This window comes from Pseudomonas fluorescens, from assembly GCF_005938625.1.
Classification (GTDB): domain Bacteria; phylum Pseudomonadota; class Gammaproteobacteria; order Pseudomonadales; family Pseudomonadaceae; genus Aquipseudomonas; species Aquipseudomonas fluorescens_BD.
The window spans coordinates 31,339-49,138 of the sequence record NZ_VCNJ01000057.1; the positions used below are offsets into that span (position 1 = coordinate 31,339).

A 17,800-nucleotide genomic window follows, 5' to 3' on the forward strand; every position below is an offset into this window, starting at 1 on the left:
ATACCTCACACAATGCCAGTGGCGTAGAAAGTGCCGATCACTACGAAAACCGCCAGGGTCTTGATCAGCGTAATACAGAAAATGTCTTTATAGGCTTCGCGGTGGGTCAGGCCCGTCACCGCGAGCAAGGTGATGACCGCGCCGTTGTGCGGCAGGGTGTCCATGCCGCCGCTGGCCATTGCCGCCACGCGGTGCAGCACTTCCAGCGGAATGTTCGCCGCGTGGGCCGCGCTGATGAACTGCTCGGACATTGCCGCCAGCGCAATGCTCATGCCGCCTGATGCGGAACCGGTGATACCGGCCAGCAGCGTCACGGTGATGGCTTCGTTGACCAGCGGATTGGGGATCTGTTTGAGCCAGTCTGCCAGCACCAAAAAGCCCGGCAGCGAAGCAATCACTGCACCGAAACCGTATTCCGATGCGGTGTTCATTGCCGCCAGCAAGGCGCCGCTGACTGCGCTTTTGCTGCCTTCGGCGAGCTTGCTGCGAATGGCCTGAAAGCCGAACGCCAAGACCATCAGAATGCCGACCAGCAAAGCGGCCTGCACCGCCCAGATCGCTGTGAGTTTGGCGATTTCGGTGGTGACCGGCGTGGCCATGCCCGGCAGGGCGAGGCTGTGGGTCTTGCCGTACCACTGCGGAATCCATTGGGTGAACAGCAGGTTCATGACGCCCACTGCAAGCAGCGGCGACAGGGCAATCCATGGGTTTGGCAATTTCAGGTCTTCAGCGGTTTCCGGCTCGTTGCGCAATTCGGTGCCGTAGCCTTCACCGGCACGTTGTGCCTTGTTACGTTGACGCTGCAGAAACAGCATGCCGGTGCAGAACACGAAAATCGTGCCGATCACGCCCAGCCACGGCGCCGCCCATGCGGTGGTATTGAAGAACGTGCTGGGGATGATGTTCTGGATTTGCGGCGTGCCGGGCAGGGCGTCCATGGTGAACGAGAACGCGCCGAGGGCGATGGTCGCCGGGATCAGCCGCTTGGGAATATTGCTCTGGCGGAACATCTCCGCTGCAAACGGATACACCGCAAACACAACGACGAATAGCGACACGCCGCCGTAAGTGAGGAGGGCGCAGACCAGCACGATCACCAGCATCGCCTGTTTGGTGCCAAGCAAGCGAATGGCGGCGGCAACGATCGAGCGGGAGAAGCCCGACAGTTCGATCAACTTGCCAAACACGGCACCGAGCAGGAACACCGGGAAATACAGTTTGATGAACCCGACCATTTTCTCCATGAACACCCCGGTGAACGCTGGGGCGACGGCAGAAGGGTCGGTGAGCAGGACCGCACCGAGGGCGGCAATCGGGGCGAAGAGGATAACGCTGTAGCCACGGTAGGCGGCCAGCATCAGCAGCGCCAGGGCTGCCAAGGCAATGATCACACTCATGGTGTGTCTCTCCAGAATTGTTATTTTTGTGGGTGGAACAGGTGTGGGAGAGGCTTAAGCGAGATCTGTGCCAGATATCCAAGATATTGAAATATAAGGATATTATTGATCAGGTTGAACGGCTTCCAGGTATTTCGTCTCGTTTTAGAGACCGAGTTAAGCCGAAAAGATCGCAGCCTTCGGCAGCTCCTACAGTGCGGACGCGAATTTCCCCTGTAGGAGCTGCCGAAGGCTGCGATCTTTTGATCTTCAACCAATTCATCTACATAAGGAGATCGTTGTCTCTGTTTAGAGATTCAGGCAATCCCTAACGCCACCATCTTCTTGTACAGCGTCGACCGCCCCAGCCCCAGTCGCGCAGCCGCCTCCGGCACTTTACCCGCACATTGCGCAAGAGTTGCCTGAATCAGTTGCCGATCAAATCGCTCCCGCGCTTGCGCGTAAGTCTCGGTCGTCAATGCTTCAGCCGTCGGCGCCAGCGCACGTTCAACCGGCGTCAACGTACCAATCGCCGCACGAATATCCTGCTCTGTGAGCATCAAGTCATCACTGAGCAGCGCCGCCCGCTCCAGCACATTGCGCAGCTCGCGAATGTTCCCCGGCCACGCGTGTCGCCCGAGCAGTTCCAAGGCATCCCGGTGCAGTTCATGCTGGCTGCGCAGCTCTTCCAGAATCGCTTCGCTAAGCGCAGGCAGATCATCAAGACGCTCACGCAATGGCGGTACCTGGATCGGTAACACATTGAGGCGGTAGTACAAGTCGGCGCGGAATTCACCGCGTTTGATCGCCGCTTGCAGATCGGTCGAAGTCGCGGCAATCACGCGAACGTCACTCTGAATTACCTCGTTGGAACCGACTGGTTCGAATTCCTTTTCCTGCAACACGCGCAGCAGTTTGCTTTGCAAGGGCAACGGCATGTCACCAATCTCGTCGAGAAACAGCGTGCCGCCCTGGGCGATCTGCAACTTGCCGGTGCGGCCCTTGCGATCGGCGCCGGTGAATGCGCCGGGCGCCGTGCCGAAAAACTCCGCCTCCAGCAATGCTTCGGGAATCGCCGCGCTGTTGATGCTGACGAACGCTTTGTGCGCCCGTGGCGAGGCGCTATGAATGGCTTGGGCCAGCAACTCTTTGCCGGTGCCGGTTTCGCCGAGCAGCAACACCGGCGATTCGGCGCTGGCACTGCGTCGGGCACGGCGTTTGACTTCGAGGCTGGCGGCGCTGGTGCCGATAAAGTGGGCGAAGTTGTATTTGGTCTGCCGGGCGCGCAGCAGGGAGCGGGTCGAAGCCAGTTCTTCCTGCATGCTCAAATAACGTTTGAGCATCGGCGACAGGGTGCGCAACTCGTCGAACAGGGCAAATCCGATCGCGCCGATCACCGTGCCGACGTCGTCATGGATCGGCAGGCGCATCACCACCAACGGCTCTTTCGGGGTGTCCTGCATGTCCAGAAGAATGGGGCGACCGGTACGCACGACTTCGCGCAACAGACTGCCCGGGATCACGCTTTCACAGGGCTTGCCGATGGCACCTTCAGCCGATTCAAGCCCGAAACGCCGGGCGTAACGTTCGTTCATCCAGACGATGTTGGCATCGCGGTCGACAATCACCGTGCCTTCGCTGGATTGCTCGATGATCTCGAACAGCGAACGGATCGCCAGGGTGCGAACCCGTTGGTAGTCCTTGAGGCTTTCGGTGGTGTTCATCTGACGGCTGATCCGGAATTTGGGTTGTTGATGCGGGCCTCTTCGCTGGCTTGCCAGCGATGGCCGCAACTCGATTTCAAGTCGATCGGCAATTATGCCTACCCCGGATGCGCCGCCGCCAACAGCTCTTTGGTATATGGATGCTGTGGCGCATCAAACACGTCATGGCTGGCGCCACGCTCGACCACTTTGCCGTCCTTGATCACGATCATGTCGTGGGCCAGAGCGCGCACAACCGCCAGATCGTGGCTGATGAACAGATAGGTCAGACCGTGTTTTTCCTGAAGCTGGCGGAGCAGGGCGACCACTTGTTTTTGCACCGTACGATCCAGCGCCGATGTTGGCTCGTCGAGCAGGATCAGCGCCGGTTTCAGCACCAGTGCCCGGGCGATGGCAATGCGTTGGCGCTGGCCTCCAGAGAATTCGTGGGGGTAGCGATGGCGACTTTGCGGATCGAGGCCGACCTCTTTAAGCACGCGGATGACTTGCTCATCGCACTCGTCAGCGCTCGACTCGCAGTGCACTTCCAGGCCTTCGCTGATGATCTGCGCCACGGACATGCGCGGGCTGAGGCTGCCGAACGGATCCTGAAACACCACCTGCATCTGCCGACGCCACGGCCGCATCTGTTTCTGATTGAGACCGTCGAGCGCCTGGCCCTGAAAGCGGATACCGCCTTCGGAGTCGAGCAGACGCAGGATCGCCTGACCCAGCGTCGACTTGCCTGAACCGGACTCGCCGACGATGCCCAGCGTCTTGCCACGCTGAATACTCAGGCTGATGCCATCCACCGCACGCAGGTACTGCTTGCGCTGGAACAGCCCGCCGCCGACGACAAACTCAACCTTCAGGTCGTCGACTTCCAGTACGTTCTCGCGCTCATCGCGGGGCAGGGCTTCGCCTTCGGGTTCGGCGTTGAGCAGCACACAGCTGTAAGGATGCTTCGGCTCGGTAAACAGGGTTTCGCAGGGCGCCTGCTCGACGATTTCCCCGGCCTTCATCACACACACGCGCTGGGCGATACTGCGCACCAGATTTAGATCATGACTGATCAGCAGCAACGACATGCCCAAGCGTTGTTGCAGGGACTTGAGCAGCAGCAGGATCTTGCGCTGCACCGTCACGTCGAGCGCCGTGGTCGGTTCGTCGGCGATCAACAGCTCCGGTTCGCAGGCCAGGGCCATGGCGATCATCACCCGTTGCCGTTGCCCGCCAGAGAGTTGATGCGGATAGGCCTTGAGGCGTTCCTTGGGTTTCTGGATGCCCACCAGACCGAGCAGTTCGAGGATGCGCACCTGCGCCGCTTTGCCACCGAGGCCACGGTGCAGCAGCAGGGTTTCGCCGATCTGTTTTTCGATGGTGTGCAGCGGATTGAGCGAGGTCATCGGCTCCTGAAAGATCATCGCGATGCGGTTGCCGCGCAATTCGCGCAAAACCTTGGGATCGGCGCCGATCAGTTCCTGTCCGCGATAGCGAATGCTGCCGGTGGTTTGCGCTTCGCTTTCCGGCAGCAATTGCAGAATCGAATGGGCAGTCACCGATTTGCCTGAGCCCGACTCGCCGACCAGCGCCAGACACTCACCGGGGCGTATGTCCAGGCACAGGTCGCGCACTACGCTCTGGCCGTGGAAGGCAACGTTGAGGTTACGGATTTCAATCAGGTTGTCAGTCATGGCCACGCTTCAGGATCGAGGGTCGAACGCGTCACGCAACGCTTCGCCGATGAACACCAGTAAAGAAAGGATCAGCGCCAGGGTGAAAAACGCCGTCAACCCAAGCCAGGGTGCTTGCAGGTTCTGTTTGCCCTGACCGATCAATTCACCCAGCGAAGCACTGCCGGCAGGCATGCCGAAACCGAGAAAATCCAGCGCGGTGAGGGTGGAAATCGCCCCGGTCAGAATGAACGGCAAGTAGCTCAGTGTCGCGTTCATCGCATTGGGCAGAATGTGCCGGAAGATCACCTTGCGATCGCTCAGGCCTAGCGCACGGGCGGCTTTGACGTACTCCAGGTTGCGTCCGCGCAGGAACTCGGCGCGCACCACATCCACCAGTGCCAGCCATGAAAACAGCGCCATGATCCCCAGCAGCCACCAGAAATTCGGCTCGACGAAACCGGAGAGGATGATCAGCAGGTACAACACTGGCAGCCCCGACCAGACTTCCAGCACGCGTTGCCCGAGCAAATCGACCCAGCCACCGTAGTAGCCCTGCAATGCACCGGCAGCGATGCCGATCAGGGCACTGACAAAGGTCAGCATCAGGGCAAACAGAATCGACACCCGTGCGCCGAAAATCACCCGTGCCAGTACATCCCGCGATTGATCGTCTGTGCCCAACCAGTTGACCGACGTCGGCGGGCTCGGCGCCGGTTTGTTGAGGTCGTAGTTTGGCGTGTCGTCACTGAATGGAATCGGCGGGAACAGCAGCCAGCCACCGTCCTTGCGAATCAGGTTCTGCACATAGTCGCTGCGGTAATCGGCCTGGAACGGCAGTTGTCCGCCGAACTCCTGCTCGGTGTGTCGCTTGAACACCGGGAAGTACCACTGGTCCTGATAGCTGACGACCAGAGGCTTGTCATTAGCAATCAACTCGCCACCCAGTGTCACCACAAACAGGCCGATAAACAGCCACAGCGACCACCAGCCACGGCGGTTTTTCTTGAAGCGTTCGAAGCGCCGACGGCCCAGAGGCGAGAGCTTGAACATCAGGCGTTCCTCGCAGCGAAGTCGATACGCGGGTCGACCAGCGTGTAACACAGGTCGCCGACCAGTTTTATCAGCAGGCCGAAGAGGGTAAAGATGAACAGCGAACCGAACACCACCGGGTAATCCCGCGAAACCGCGGCTTCGTAGCTCATGCGCCCGAGGCCGTCGAGGGAGAAGATCACTTCGATCAGCAAGGAACCGGCGAAGAACACACTGATGAACGCCTGCGGGATGCCGGACACCACCAGCAACATCGCATTGCGAAACACATGACCATAGAGCACGCGGCGCTCGCTCAGGCCTTTGGCCCGCGCGGTCACCACGTACTGGCGCGTGATCTCATTGAGAAAGGAGTTTTTCGTCAGGATGGTCAGCGTGGCGAAACCACCGATCACCAGCGCCGTCACCGGCAGCACCAGGTGCCAGAAATAGTCGGCGACTTTGCCGAGAGTCGACAGCGATTCGAAGTTATCCGACACCAGGCCGCGAACCGGAAACCAGTTCAGCGACTTGCCGCCGGCAAATACCACGATCAGGAACATCGCAAATAGAAACGCCGGCATCGCGTAACCGATGATGATCGCTGTGCTGCTCCAGATATCGAAGTGACTGCCATGGTGCACAGCCTTGCGTATCCCTAGCGGGATCGATACCAGATAGGTGATCAGCGTCGCCCACAGCCCGAGGGAAATGGTCACAGGCATTTTTTCCAGGATCAGATCGGTGACTGTCGCGCCACGAAAGAAGCTCTTGCCGAAATCCAGTTGCGCGTAGTTCTTCAACATCAGCCACAAGCGTTCGTGGGCCGGTTTGTCGAATCCGTACTGTTTTTCGATGTCCTTGATCAGTTGCGGATCGAGGCCGCGACTGGCACGTGAAGTGCCGCTCATGGTTTCGCTGGCACCGCCTCCAACACTGGCGCCGCCGATCCCTTGCAGGTGGGCGATGGCCTGCTCTACCGGGCCGCCGGGCGCGGCCTGAATGATCACGAAATTGACCAGCAGAATGATCACCAGCGTCGGAATGATCAGCAGCAGGCGCCGCAGTATGTAACCCCACATCAGTGCGGCCCTCCGGGTCTGCCACGGGAGATTTTCTCGGCCGTCATCTGTTGATTGGTCAGTGGGGTGCTGCTGATTTCCCACCAGCTCTCGATGGCTTCGTCATTGCTGGCTTGCACCGAAGGTATGCCAAAGCGGTTCCACCACACTGTCGACGTGCCCGGCGGATAATAGTTGGGAATCCAGTAGTAATTCCATTGCAGTACCCGGTCCAGAGCATGGGCGTAGTGCAGCATGTCGGACTGTGTGGATGCGCGGATCAGACCGTTGATGAGCGTATCCACTGCCGGGTTTTTCAACACCATGTAGTTGTTCGCGCCCGGGTCATTGGCCGACGCCGAGGCGAAGTAGTTGAGCAACTCGCCCCCCGGCGAAGTGCTGACCGGGTAGCCGGTGACGATCATGTCGTAGTCGCGGCTCATCAGCCGGTTGACGTATTGCGAGGAGTCGATACGGCGAATGTTCAGGTCGATACCGATCTGTTTCAGCGTGCGTTTGTACGGCAGCAGCAAGCGATCCATACCGTTCTGGCTGACCAGGAAGGTGAAGCTCAGCGGCTCGCCTTGCGCATTCACCAGTTGATCGCCATCGGGTTTCCAACCGGCCTGTTCGAGCAGTTCGAGGGCTTGCAACTGTTTATCGCGGATCAGGCCACTGCCGTCGGTTTTCGGGGCCTCGAAGACTTTGTTGAAGACTTCGTCGGGAACCTGACCGCGCAGCGGCTCGAGGATTTTCAGCTCCTGCGCATCGGGCAGTTCGCTTGCCGCCAGTGGCGTGTTGGAAAAGTAGCTCTGCTGGCGGATGTACATGCCGCGCATCATCTGCCGGTTGCTCCACTCGAAGTCCCAGAGCATGGCCAGGGCCTGGCGCACACGGCGATCGGCGAACATCGGTTTCTGCAGGTTGAACACAAAACCCTGGGCTGACTGTGGCGCCTCGGTGGCCAAGTGTGCTTTTTGCAGACGCCCGTCGCTCAGTGCGGGGCTGTCATAGCCGATTGAGTAGCCGGTGGCCGAGAACTCGCGGTTGTAGTCATAAGCGCCCCCGCGCAGCACTTGCCGGGCGACATCGGTATCGCCGAAGTACTCGATGCTGAAATGGTCGAAATTGTAGAGGCCGCGACTGACCGGCAAATCCTTGCCCCACCAGTCAGCGTTGCGTTCAAAGGTGATGCTGCGCCCCGAATCGACTTTTCCGACTCGATAAGGGCCGCTGCCCAGTGGTGGTTCATAGCCGCCACCCCCGGCGAAATCGCGGCTCTTCCACCAATGCTCGGGAAATACCGGCAGGGTCGCGATGTCCAGTGGCAGGGTGCGGTTTTCATTGCTCTTGAAGTCGAAACGCACGGTCAACGGGCCTTCCACTTCGACGCCTTTGACGTCAGCAAACTGGGTGCGATAACGCAGGCTGCCTTGGGTCATCAATAAATCGTAGGTGTAGCGCACGTCTTCGGCGGTAATCTCTTTGCCATCGGCGAAGCGCGCCTTGGGGTTGATAAAGAACCGCAGTGACAGACCATCGTCCGAGCGTTCCATCTTTTGCGCGACCAGTCCGTAAACCGTGTACGGCTCATCCAGCGAACGCTGGGCCAGCGGCGAATAGAGCAAGCCGTCGATCTGAGTGACGCCGATGCCTTTGTCTATATAAGGAAGAACATGATCGAAGTGGCCGATCTCGATGGCCGAGCGGCGCATCGTCCCGCCCTTGGGCGCTTGCAGGTTGGTGTAGTCGAAGTGGCTGAAACCGGCAGGATACTTGGCGGGTTCGCCATAAACGGTCAACGCGTGTTGCGGTGCGGCGTTCGCGCCGGCGGTGCCCGTCAGCAGGGCGAGGGCGGTGAGCATCAATGTGGGGAAAACCAGTCGCATTGTCAGCCTTGGAACCGGGAAATCGATAAGCGCAAGTTTTACGCGAGAGGCGCGTCAGTCGCCAGCCGTATATGTAACTGAAACACAACGGCCCACCAGAAGGCGGGCCGTTGGTGAGCAATCAGGCGCGGATCAGTCCTGACGGCTGGTGACTTCGAGCAGGTGATAACCGAACTGAGTTTTCACCGGACCTTGCACGACATTGATTGGCGCGCTGAAGACCACGGTGTCGAATTCCTTGACCATCTGGCCAGGACCGAACGAACCCAGATCACCGCCCTGACGGCTGGACGGGCAGGTGGAGTTGGCCTTGGCGACTTCGGCGAAATCAGCGCCGCCTTCGATTTGGGCCTTGAGTTCGTTGCACTTGTCTTCGCTGGAAACCAGGATGTGGCGGGCAGTGGCTTTAGCCATGGGGAAACTCTCCAATCTATTTCAGTAAAGTGTGGAGCCTACCGGATTCAGTGGGCGAATTCTCGGCAAAGTTCCGTTCGGTTGTCCGTGGCTTTGGTCAGATATTCGCGGCGCGCAGACGTTCGGCGTGTTCCACGTACAGTTCAATCGGGTCGGGCAGGGTAGTGATGGCGCTGGCTGTGCGGCGCAGGCTGCTCAGATGGTCCAGCGGATAGTCGGAGCGGATTACCTGCCCCAAGTGCGAGCTGAAACGGCCGACGAAGCCATCATTCTGCTGTGTCTCGGTCATGAAGTATTGCGATAGCGCATGGCAAATGCTCTGGGTCGGATCGAGTGTTATCGGGCTGTCTGCGGGCAGGACACCGCTCCAGGAGTAATAGCGCACACCATTGACCTGTTCCGGGCCTTGTCCGCCCCAGGTGCTGGGCAACCCCTGCGGAAACCTGTCGTTGAAATCGCCCACGCCTTCGGTCGTCAGCGCATTCAGCGCCGCCAGTGCGTTTTGTGGCAGCGCCACACTGCCACTGAGCAACGAAAGAAAATTGCCAAACAGTGTCGCGACATTTTGTGCGACCGCCTCCGGCAGTCGTCCGGGCACCAGTGCCTTGCGCAGAAAATCGGCCAGCTCCGAACCGTGGTTCGGACCGCTGACGGAAGTCACCGAGGCTACGGCGTGTGGCGCAAGCGCCGCAGCGTATCGGGCAGCCAATGCTCCCTGGCTGTGCCCGATGAGGTTGACTTTTTCGGCACCTGTGCCTCGCAGAACACGATCAATCTGTGCAAGCAGTTGCTCACCCCTTGTTTCGTTTTTATGCGTGGCGGAAAGGTGGGGAACAAACACTCGGCTGCCGGTCGTTTTCAGAGCGTCCTTTACATCATGGAACAGCTCGAAATGACCGATGCGCTCGAATCCGAACAGGCCATGTACCAACAGGATGGGATAGCGAGTTGAAGCATTCCGTTGCATGTTCTTACCTTTTTCACAGAAGTTCATCGGGGAATCCGGTGGCCACTCTAAAACACTCATCCCGTTGAAGAAGTAAGAAGAGGCTTCTCTTGGCCGTTGAATCTGGACTAGTGGCTGTAAGAATTTTCAGATACTTATGAAATCCGAATCGGAAGTTGAGGACATCTTTCGCTTGGTTGAGGGCGATTTTGCTCAGTTTGCCTACCCGGCTGGAGGCGTTTGCCGGGTGTCTGCGGCGGCTCGGGCTGACATCGAAAATGTCGGGAAGCGCGTTGAATGTTGGCTGTCGACGCCGTCCATGAACGCGGCGTTTTTCCAAGGAATGGAGCCACCAATGAACATGCACGAAGTCGAGTTTTGCTACCGGACGCGCCACCCCGTCACTCCCTGTGTATCGAGCGAACTACTGCCCGCAGCGACCCTTGATTATCCGGGGGGGACGGTGCTTGATCCTTCGCTGCGCAAGGTTGTTGTCCGTATCGCTCCTTATGTAAACATGACCTGTGGCGACCAGTTGCTATTGAGTTGGGAGGGGCTGGATATAGAAGGCTTCGTCTATCAGCATGAAATGGTGCGCTATGTCAGCGAAACTCAGGTCGGCAAGGATGTCATTTTCGTTATCAAAGACATGCACATCGCCGCACTGGACGGCGGTTCGCTGGAGGTTTACTGGAAACTGCTCAGTGCGAGCTCGTCAGTCCCAGCGTTATCTGCACGCGTGCAATTGTCTGTGGGAGATACACGCCCGAAGTTGCTTGCACCAATTGTCGAAGGGGCGATAAGGGGAACGCTGGATCCGGAGCGAGTGACGGAAGGCACGCTCATCGTGCTCCAGCCTTATGCCCGAATGGCGGCGGGGGATCGGGTCACATTGCTGTGGGGCGCTGAAGCAGTGCCTGCAACGTTCAGCGACAGCCTGAAGGTCGAAACCTTCGCTGTCGCTGACGTGTTGTCATTTTGGGTTGACGGGGCGCACATCGCTGCACATCTCGGTGGTGAGGTGTCAGTGCGCTATCGAGTGGAGCAGTCCGGTGGCGCGGTTCGAGAATCCGAGTCGGCAAGAATCCTCGTCAGTCCGTTCCTGCGTGGTGAGCTGGATGCTCCCGACGTGCTCGAAGCTGAAGATGGCGTGTTGCTGAAAGAGGATTCGATCGATGGAGTCACCATCGTGATCGGTAATGCACAGACGCAGGAAGGTGAGCTGGTGTATCTCAAGTGCGACGGAGATCTTTTCAATCACCGGGATGACCGTGAAATTACGCGGGAAACGGCGGGAAAGCCGCTGATCTTCATAGTGCCGCACCGATTCTGGCGTGAGCACCATGGCTCGACCGTACGGGTAGCCTACACAGTTGAGCGTCTGGACGATGTCAGTCAGGAATCTGCTGCTACACCAGTGCGAGTAGAGGCGTAGCGGAACCGACCAGCCCTCCGGTTTGCCATAAGTCCGCAGGGTTGGTCTGGAAGTCAATCTCTGGCGTGCTCGGCGAGGCGCTGGGCGGCGGCACGCAGCAAGTGTTCTGTTGCGCTGAAACCGAGGCAGCCATCGGTGATTGAAACCCCGTAGCGCAAGGATTCGGTCAGCGGTTGGCAACCTTCGAGCAGGTGAGATTCAATCATCATGCCGATCAGAGCGCGATCACCTTGCAAGCGTTGCTCAAGCACTTCGTTGAAGACGCCTGGCTGACGCAATGGATCCTTGCCACTGTTGGCGTGGCTACAGTCGACCATGATTCGGCTCGGAATCTTCAGTCTGTCCAGGTCAGCGTGGATTTTTGCCACGCTCTCGCGATCATGGTTCGGCCCTTTATGGCCCCCGCGCAGGACCAGATGAGTATCGGGGTTGCCTGGTGTTTGAATGACGGCCGGGTGCCCTTGGCTGTCGACGCCGAAATGCCGGTGCGGATGGGCTGCCGAACGCATGGCGTCAACCGCAATGGCGGCGCCGCCGTCGGTGCCATTCTTGAAGCCCACCGGCATGCCAAGTCCACTGGCCATTTCACGGTGGATCTGCGATTCAGTGGTACGCGCGCCAATGGCCACCCAGCTCAACAGGTCATCGAAGTACCCGGCAGCCATGGGTTGCAGCAACTCGGTGGCCACCGGCAAGCCGAGGCGGATCATTTCCAGCATCAGCTCGCGTGACAGGGTAAGGCCGCCCGCCATGTCATCACTGCCGTCCAGGTGCGGGTCGTAGGCAAGGCCTTTCCAGCCGACCGTGGTACGCGGTTTTTCGACGTAGGCGCGCATCACCAACAGCATTTCGCCGCTGACTTCTTCAGCCAGTCGAGCGAGTTTGCCGGCGTATTCAAGTGCGGATTGCGGATCGTGGATAGAGCAGGGGCCGACGATGACCAGCAGACGTTGGTCCTGACCATTGAGAATGGCGCGAACCGCCTGGCGATGGGCGGCAACTTGCTGGCTCAAGGCATTGCTCAGGGGCAATTGTTGCTTGAGTTGCAACGAGCTGGGTAGACGCAGAGTCAATGCTTCGTTGGCAGGGTTCAGGGTGGACAGCGGCAGAGCAGAAACGGACGAGTTCATATTCGGTTTTCCTGGGCTGGCGGCGGGTGCTTCCCGCTCGCTCGGCCCTACTGGGGTGTTCGACAGTTGGCCGTATTGGCTACGTGTGTGTGCTTGCCACCTATAGGTGACCGATCGGAGGCGGCAGGCTGTCCCGAGCGGAAGCTGGTAAATCGCCAGGCGCTAAAGCTGTCGTAACGGTAATAAGTGGCGTAGTTCATTTCGTGATTCCTCAAAGTGTCTGGTGTGTTGCTGAAAAATTCGGGGCTGAAAAAACAAAACCCCCGGTCGGGAAGCCGACCGGGGGTTGAGAATTCTCTGGTAGGCGACCCGTTGTTATGGGCGCCGTTTAGGTATCAGGCGCGCCAGTGGCTAAACCAATACCCAAAATAAAAGCTGACCGGAGCACATACGTCATTCACCCGGGCAGCCGCAACCGAGCGCAGTGCGCTGGCGGTAAGAAGCTGTGAGAGGGCGTTGAGCATGGTCTGTCTCCAATGAATGGGCCGAGCTTACTAGAGGCCGATACGCCTCAGCAATCAGAAATTGCTATCGCGTCATCAACAAAAGGCCTATTGCCAGGGTCACGCAAGAGTGGCGACACTCTGCGTTTTGCCTGATTACCAAGGATGAACCGTGTCGACACTGACCATTGCTGCTGCCCAGACGATTTCCATTGCCGGGGATCTTTCTGGAAATATTACCCGGCACAGTCGCTTGATTGAGATGGCGGCGGAGCAGGGCGTCCAATTGCTGGCTTTTCCCGAGTTGTCGTTGACTGGCTATGAAGGAGAGGTGGCGGCAGCTCTGGCAGTTGCCCCGCAAGATGGCGTGCTGCAACCCCTCAGGGATTTGGCCCGAGAGCTGGGTGTGACTGCCGTTGTCGGCATACCGATCAGGCTCGAGGACAGTAACTCGGTGCGTATTGGTGCTCTGGTCCTGGGCGCTGATGGTTCGCTCGGTGTGTACAGCAAGCAGCATTTGCACGCTGGTGAGGAGCTTGTTTTCGCCCCCGGTTTTGGCGGGCCGTGCCTGAACATCGGCGAGGAAGTGGTCGCGCTGGCGGTGTGCGCCGATTTCACCCATGCCAGTCATGCTGCTGCGGCAGCAGAAATGGGCGCTGGCTTATACGCCGCCGGTGTATTGATCAGCGAGAAAGGTTATGCAGCCGACACCGCCATACTTCAGGGCTATGCCCGGCAACACTCGATGGCTGTGCTGATGGCCAATCACGGTGGGCTGACTGGCGGTTGGCAGTCCGCGGGACGCAGTGGTATCTGGGCTGAAGACGGTTCATTAATCGTCGCAGCACCGGGGGCGGGCGACCTTTTGGTGGTCGCCCAGCGTAGTGACGGTGTTTGGCAGGGGCGAGTTGTTCCTGTTGTGCAGGCTCAATGATATTCCGGTTACGGCTTGCTGTTCTGGACGATCTGTCGTTTGCCCGCGATCTCACCTGTCAGAACATGCTGCGCTATTTCATTCATCATGAACTGTTGTGGCAGGACGAGGCGTTTGACGTGGCGTGGTCGGGGCGGCAGAACTGGCTGATAGTGCACGGTAATGCGCCAGTGGGCTTTCTCAGCCTCAGCCGGGATGTGCGCGCGTTGTACATTCGTGAACTGCAGATTGCTGAAGCGTTTCAGGGGCGGGGCGCAGGTTCTTGGGCGATTGATCAGGTTATCGACTTGGCCCGCAAAGAAAGACGCCCCGCTTTACGCCTGACCGTATTCGACAATAATCCGGCGAGAAACTTGTATGAAAGAAAAGGACTACAGGTGCAGGGTCGGGACGAGTGTTTTCTGCGAATGCAGCTTGATATAAGTACACATGTGCTCTGAAACCCACGGCCGGCAAGCCCTCTATGATGAATTGAAACTTTTTAAATGACGCTTTCTGCTAGGTCTGTGGGGTACTTTTTGCTAAGGTGTCCGGCATCCCAATATGACCATATCGCGAGGTGTCTGCTTGATTAGGGTGCTAGTGGTCGATGACCATGATCTCGTTCGCACAGGCATTACACGTATGCTGGCCGATATCGATGGCTTGCAGGTGGTTGGCCAGGCCGAGTCCGGGGAAGAGTCCCTGATCAAGGCCCGAGAGTTGAAGCCCGATGTGGTGCTGATGGACGTCAAGATGCCTGGCATCGGCGGCCTGGAAGCCACGCGCAAACTGTTGCGCAGTCATCCGGATATCAAGGTGGTCGCAGTGACGGTGTGTGAAGAGGATCCGTTCCCGACACGCTTGCTGCAGGCTGGTGCTGCGGGTTATCTGACCAAAGGCGCGGGTCTGCCGGAAATGGTTCAAGCCATTCGCCTGGTGTTTGCCGGCCAGCGCTATATCAGTCCGCAGATTGCCCAGCAATTGGCGATCAAATCCTTTCAGCCGTCCAATGATTCGCCCTTCGACGCCTTGTCCGAGCGGGAAATTCAGATCGCGTTGATGATTGTCGGCTGTCAGAAGGTACAGATCATTTCCGACAAGCTTTGCCTGTCGCCGAAAACCGTGAACACCTACCGCTACCGTATTTTCGAGAAGCTTTCGATCAGCAGCGACGTCGAGTTGACACTGTTGGCGGTTCGTCACGGCATGGTTGATGCCAGCCTCTGACCATGACTGAAACATTCGATTCCGGCGCGTTTCTGTCAACAGTCAGCGGACGCCCGGGCGTCTACCGCATGTTCGACAGCGATGCGCGTCTGTTGTACGTGGGCAAGGCCAAGAACCTGAAAAAACGCTTGGCCAGCTACTTCCGCAAAACCGGTCTGGCGCCCAAGACTGCAGCGTTGGTCGGGCGCATTGCGCAGGTCGAAACGACCATCACCGCCAACGAAACCGAAGCGCTGCTGCTTGAGCAAACGCTGATCAAAGAGTGGCGCCCGCCGTACAACATTCTGTTGCGCGACGACAAATCCTATCCCTACGTGTTTCTGTCCGACGGGCAGTTCCCGCGCCTGAGCATTCATCGCGGGGCGAAAAAAGCCAAAGGCAAATACTTTGGCCCCTATCCGAGCGCCGGCGCCATACGCGAAAGCCTGAGTCTGCTGCAAAAGACCTTTTTCGTTCGCCAGTGTGAAGATAGTTACTACAGGAACCGTACCCGTCCATGTCTGCAATATCAGATCAAGCGTTGTAAAGCGCCTTGTGTCGGGCTGGTCGAGCCCCAGATTTATGCCGAAGACGTGCGTCACTCGGTCATGTTTCTTGAGGGGCGCAGTCACGCACTGACCAACGAACTGTCGACAGCGATGGAGGAGGCCGCGATCAACCTGGAATTCGAGCGAGCTGCCGAATTGCGCGATCAGATCGCACTGCTGCGTCGGGTCCAGGATCAACAGAGCATGGAAGGCGGCACGGGGGATATCGATGTCATCGCGGCATTCGTCAACCCGGGCGGAGCCTGCGTGCATTTGATCAGCGTGCGCGGCGGACGGGTGTTGGGCAGCAAGAATTTCTTCCCGCAAGTCGGAATCGAAGAGGACGTGTCGGAAGTCATGGCCGCGTTTCTTGGCCAGTATTTCATCAGCAGCCCTGAGCGAGATTTGCCGAGCGAACTGATCGTCAACGTGGTGCATGAAGATTTTCCGACGCTGATCGAAGCGATCCATGAGCTGCGTGGCCGTGAATTGGCCATCAGCCATCGGGTGCGTGGTACGCGTGCACGCTGGCAGCAACTGGCTGTGACCAACGCAGAACAGGCGTTGGGCGCGCGCCTGGCCAACCGTCAACACACCGCAGCGCGGTTTGAGGCTTTGGCTGAAGTGTTGAACCTGGATGAGCCGCCGCAGCGTCTGGAATGCTACGACATCAGTCATTCCAGTGGTGAAGCGACGGTTGCGTCGTGTGTGGTGTTTGGCCCGGAAGGCGCGATCAAGTCCGATTACCGGCGTTATAACATCGAGGGTGTCACGGCGGGTGACGACTATGCCGCCATGCATCAGGCCCTCACACGACGCTTCAGCAAACTCAAGGAAGGCGAGGGCAAGTTGCCGGACATCTTGCTGGTGGACGGTGGCAAGGGTCAGCTGTCGATGGCTCGAGATGTTCTCAACGAGTTGGCCGTACCGGATCTGATTCTGCTCGGTGTCGCCAAAGGCGCCACTCGCAAGGCGGGCTTCGAAACGTTGTATCTAAATGATGCGGCGCACGAGTTCACATTGCGTGGCGACTCGCCCGCGCTGCACTTGATTCAACAGATCCGCGATGAGGCTCACCGCTTCGCGATTACAGGACACCGCGCACGGAGAGGCAAAACCCGCCGTACGTCAACGCTGGAAGGCGTAGCGGGCGTTGGGCCAACCCGACGTCGCGACTTGTTGAAACATTTTGGTGGATTGCAGGAGCTGTCTCGTGCAAGCATCGAAGAGATCGCCAAAGCCCCGGGGATCAGTAAAAAGCTCGCAGAGTCGATTTATGCGAACCTGCATAGCGAGTAGAATGCCCCTTCACCTCGTAGCCAGTTGTGCCGATGAATATCCCTAATCTGATTACCGTTCTACGCGTCCTGCTCATCCCGATCTTCATTTTGCTGTTCTACCTCCCTTACCAGTGGAGTTACATGGCCTCCGCCTCGGTGTTTGCCTTTGCGGCAGCGACGGACTGGCTGGACGGTTATCTGGCCCGTCGTCTGGAGCAAAGCACTCCGTTCGGTGCGTTTCTCGATCCGGTCGCCGACAAACTCATGGTTGCGGTGGCACTGGTGCTGCTGGTCCAGGAGCACGGCAATCTCTGGCTCACTCTGCCGGCTGCTGTCATCATCGGTCGCGAGATTGTGGTTTCGGCCTTGCGCGAATGGATGGCCGAACTCGGCGCCCGTGCCCACGTAGCCGTTTCGAATCTCGGTAAATGGAAAACCGCCGCGCAGATGCTCGCGTTGGTAATCCTGCTGGCCAATCCAAAGGATTTCAGCTTCTGGGTTATCCTGGGTTACGCCTTGCTGATGGTCTCTGCTGGCCTGACATTGTGGTCGATGGTTCAATACCTTCGCGCTGCCTGGCCGCACCTGAAGACCGATGTTGAAAAGAAATAAAACTTTTTTGAATCAAGGGGTTGACGGAGCTTCTTAATTCTATAGAATGCGCATCACCAAGCGGGAATAGCTCAGTTGGTAGAGCACGACCTTGCCAAGGTCGGGGTCGCGAGTTCGAGTCTCGTTTCCCGCTCCA

15 protein-coding genes and 1 tRNA gene are annotated in these 17,800 nt (G+C 58.4%); 7 read left to right on the forward strand and 9 right to left on the reverse strand.

Annotated elements, in window-relative coordinates; genetic code table 11:
- Window positions 1-5: 5 nt before the first annotated feature.
- The 8 genes from FGA82_RS27185 to FGA82_RS27220 all read right to left on the reverse strand — a co-directional run bounded on the left by FGA82_RS27185 (window position 6) and on the right by FGA82_RS27220 (window position 10,115).
- Complete coding sequence (locus FGA82_RS27185; protein ID WP_141129478.1) at window positions 6-1,397, reverse strand: GntP family permease; 1,392 nt, start codon at window positions 1,395-1,397, stop codon at window positions 6-8.
- A 296-nt stretch (window positions 1,398-1,693) separates the two neighbouring features.
- Window positions 1,694-3,100 (reverse strand): sigma-54 interaction domain-containing protein, encoded by a 1,407-nt coding sequence (locus tag FGA82_RS27190; RefSeq protein WP_141129479.1) that lies wholly within the window; start codon window positions 3,098-3,100, stop codon window positions 1,694-1,696.
- A gap of 98 nt (window positions 3,101-3,198) precedes the next feature.
- A complete protein-coding gene (locus tag FGA82_RS27195) occupies window positions 3,199-4,773 on the reverse strand; it encodes an ABC transporter ATP-binding protein (RefSeq protein WP_141129480.1) in 1,575 nt (524 codons plus the stop codon).
- Between the two features lie 9 nt (window positions 4,774-4,782).
- Window positions 4,783-5,805 carry an ABC transporter permease gene (locus FGA82_RS27200; protein ID WP_141129481.1) on the reverse strand — a complete coding sequence of 341 codons (1,023 nt, stop codon included), beginning with the start codon at window positions 5,803-5,805 and terminating at the stop codon, window positions 4,783-4,785.
- Window positions 5,805-6,866 carry a microcin C ABC transporter permease YejB gene (locus tag FGA82_RS27205; protein WP_141129482.1) on the reverse strand — a complete coding sequence of 354 codons (1,062 nt, stop codon included), beginning with the start codon at window positions 6,864-6,866 and terminating at the stop codon, window positions 5,805-5,807. Before FGA82_RS27205 ends, FGA82_RS27200 begins: the two co-directional genes overlap by 1 nt.
- Window positions 6,866-8,734, reverse strand: coding sequence for an extracellular solute-binding protein (locus FGA82_RS27210; RefSeq protein ID WP_141129483.1), 1,869 nt, complete (start codon window positions 8,732-8,734; stop codon window positions 6,866-6,868). The genes FGA82_RS27205 and FGA82_RS27210 overlap by 1 nt, the downstream gene beginning before the upstream one ends.
- 132 nt (window positions 8,735-8,866) lie before the next feature.
- Window positions 8,867-9,148: a peptidylprolyl isomerase gene (locus FGA82_RS27215; protein ID WP_007912303.1), complete on the reverse strand. Its 282-nt coding sequence runs from the start codon at window positions 9,146-9,148 to the stop codon at window positions 8,867-8,869.
- Window positions 9,149-9,245: 97 nt separating this feature from the next.
- On the reverse strand, window positions 9,246-10,115 hold the full coding sequence (locus tag FGA82_RS27220) for a lipase family alpha/beta hydrolase (protein WP_141129530.1): 870 nt from the start codon (window positions 10,113-10,115) through the stop codon (window positions 9,246-9,248).
- A gap of 334 nt (window positions 10,116-10,449) precedes the next feature.
- On the opposite strand from FGA82_RS27220, the gene FGA82_RS27225 reads away from it, so the two are divergent.
- Window positions 10,450-11,529, forward strand: coding sequence for a hypothetical protein (locus FGA82_RS27225; RefSeq protein ID WP_141129531.1), 1,080 nt, complete (start codon window positions 10,450-10,452; stop codon window positions 11,527-11,529).
- Window positions 11,530-11,582: 53 nt separating this feature from the next.
- Here FGA82_RS27225 and FGA82_RS27230 read toward each other — a convergent pair whose 3' ends face one another.
- Window positions 11,583-12,659, reverse strand: coding sequence for a 3-deoxy-7-phosphoheptulonate synthase (locus FGA82_RS27230; protein WP_141129484.1), 1,077 nt, complete (start codon window positions 12,657-12,659; stop codon window positions 11,583-11,585).
- Between the two features lie 615 nt (window positions 12,660-13,274).
- Here FGA82_RS27230 and FGA82_RS27235 point away from each other — a divergent pair.
- The 6 genes from FGA82_RS27235 to FGA82_RS27260 all read left to right on the forward strand — a co-directional run bounded on the left by FGA82_RS27235 (window position 13,275) and on the right by FGA82_RS27260 (window position 17,800).
- The gene (locus FGA82_RS27235; RefSeq protein ID WP_141129485.1) at window positions 13,275-14,036 is read left to right on the forward strand and encodes a carbon-nitrogen hydrolase family protein; all 762 of its coding nucleotides are present in this window, start codon (window positions 13,275-13,277) and stop codon (window positions 14,034-14,036) included.
- Entirely contained in the window at window positions 14,033-14,476 is a 444-nt protein-coding gene (locus FGA82_RS27240; protein WP_141129486.1) for a GNAT family N-acetyltransferase, read from the forward strand. Before FGA82_RS27235 ends, FGA82_RS27240 begins: the two co-directional genes overlap by 4 nt.
- 127 nt (window positions 14,477-14,603) lie before the next feature.
- Window positions 14,604-15,245, forward strand: a complete 642-nt coding sequence (gene gacA / locus FGA82_RS27245; RefSeq protein ID WP_016984198.1) for a response regulator transcription factor GacA — start codon at window positions 14,604-14,606, stop codon at window positions 15,243-15,245.
- A gap of 2 nt (window positions 15,246-15,247) precedes the next feature.
- Entirely contained in the window at window positions 15,248-17,071 is a 1,824-nt protein-coding gene (uvrC, locus tag FGA82_RS27250; protein ID WP_141129487.1) for an excinuclease ABC subunit UvrC, read from the forward strand.
- 32 nt (window positions 17,072-17,103) lie between these two features.
- On the forward strand, window positions 17,104-17,664 hold the full coding sequence (gene pgsA / locus FGA82_RS27255) for a CDP-diacylglycerol--glycerol-3-phosphate 3-phosphatidyltransferase (RefSeq protein ID WP_007950102.1): 561 nt from the start codon (window positions 17,104-17,106) through the stop codon (window positions 17,662-17,664).
- A gap of 60 nt (window positions 17,665-17,724) precedes the next feature.
- Window positions 17,725-17,800: transfer RNA gene (locus FGA82_RS27260), tRNA-Gly, on the forward strand.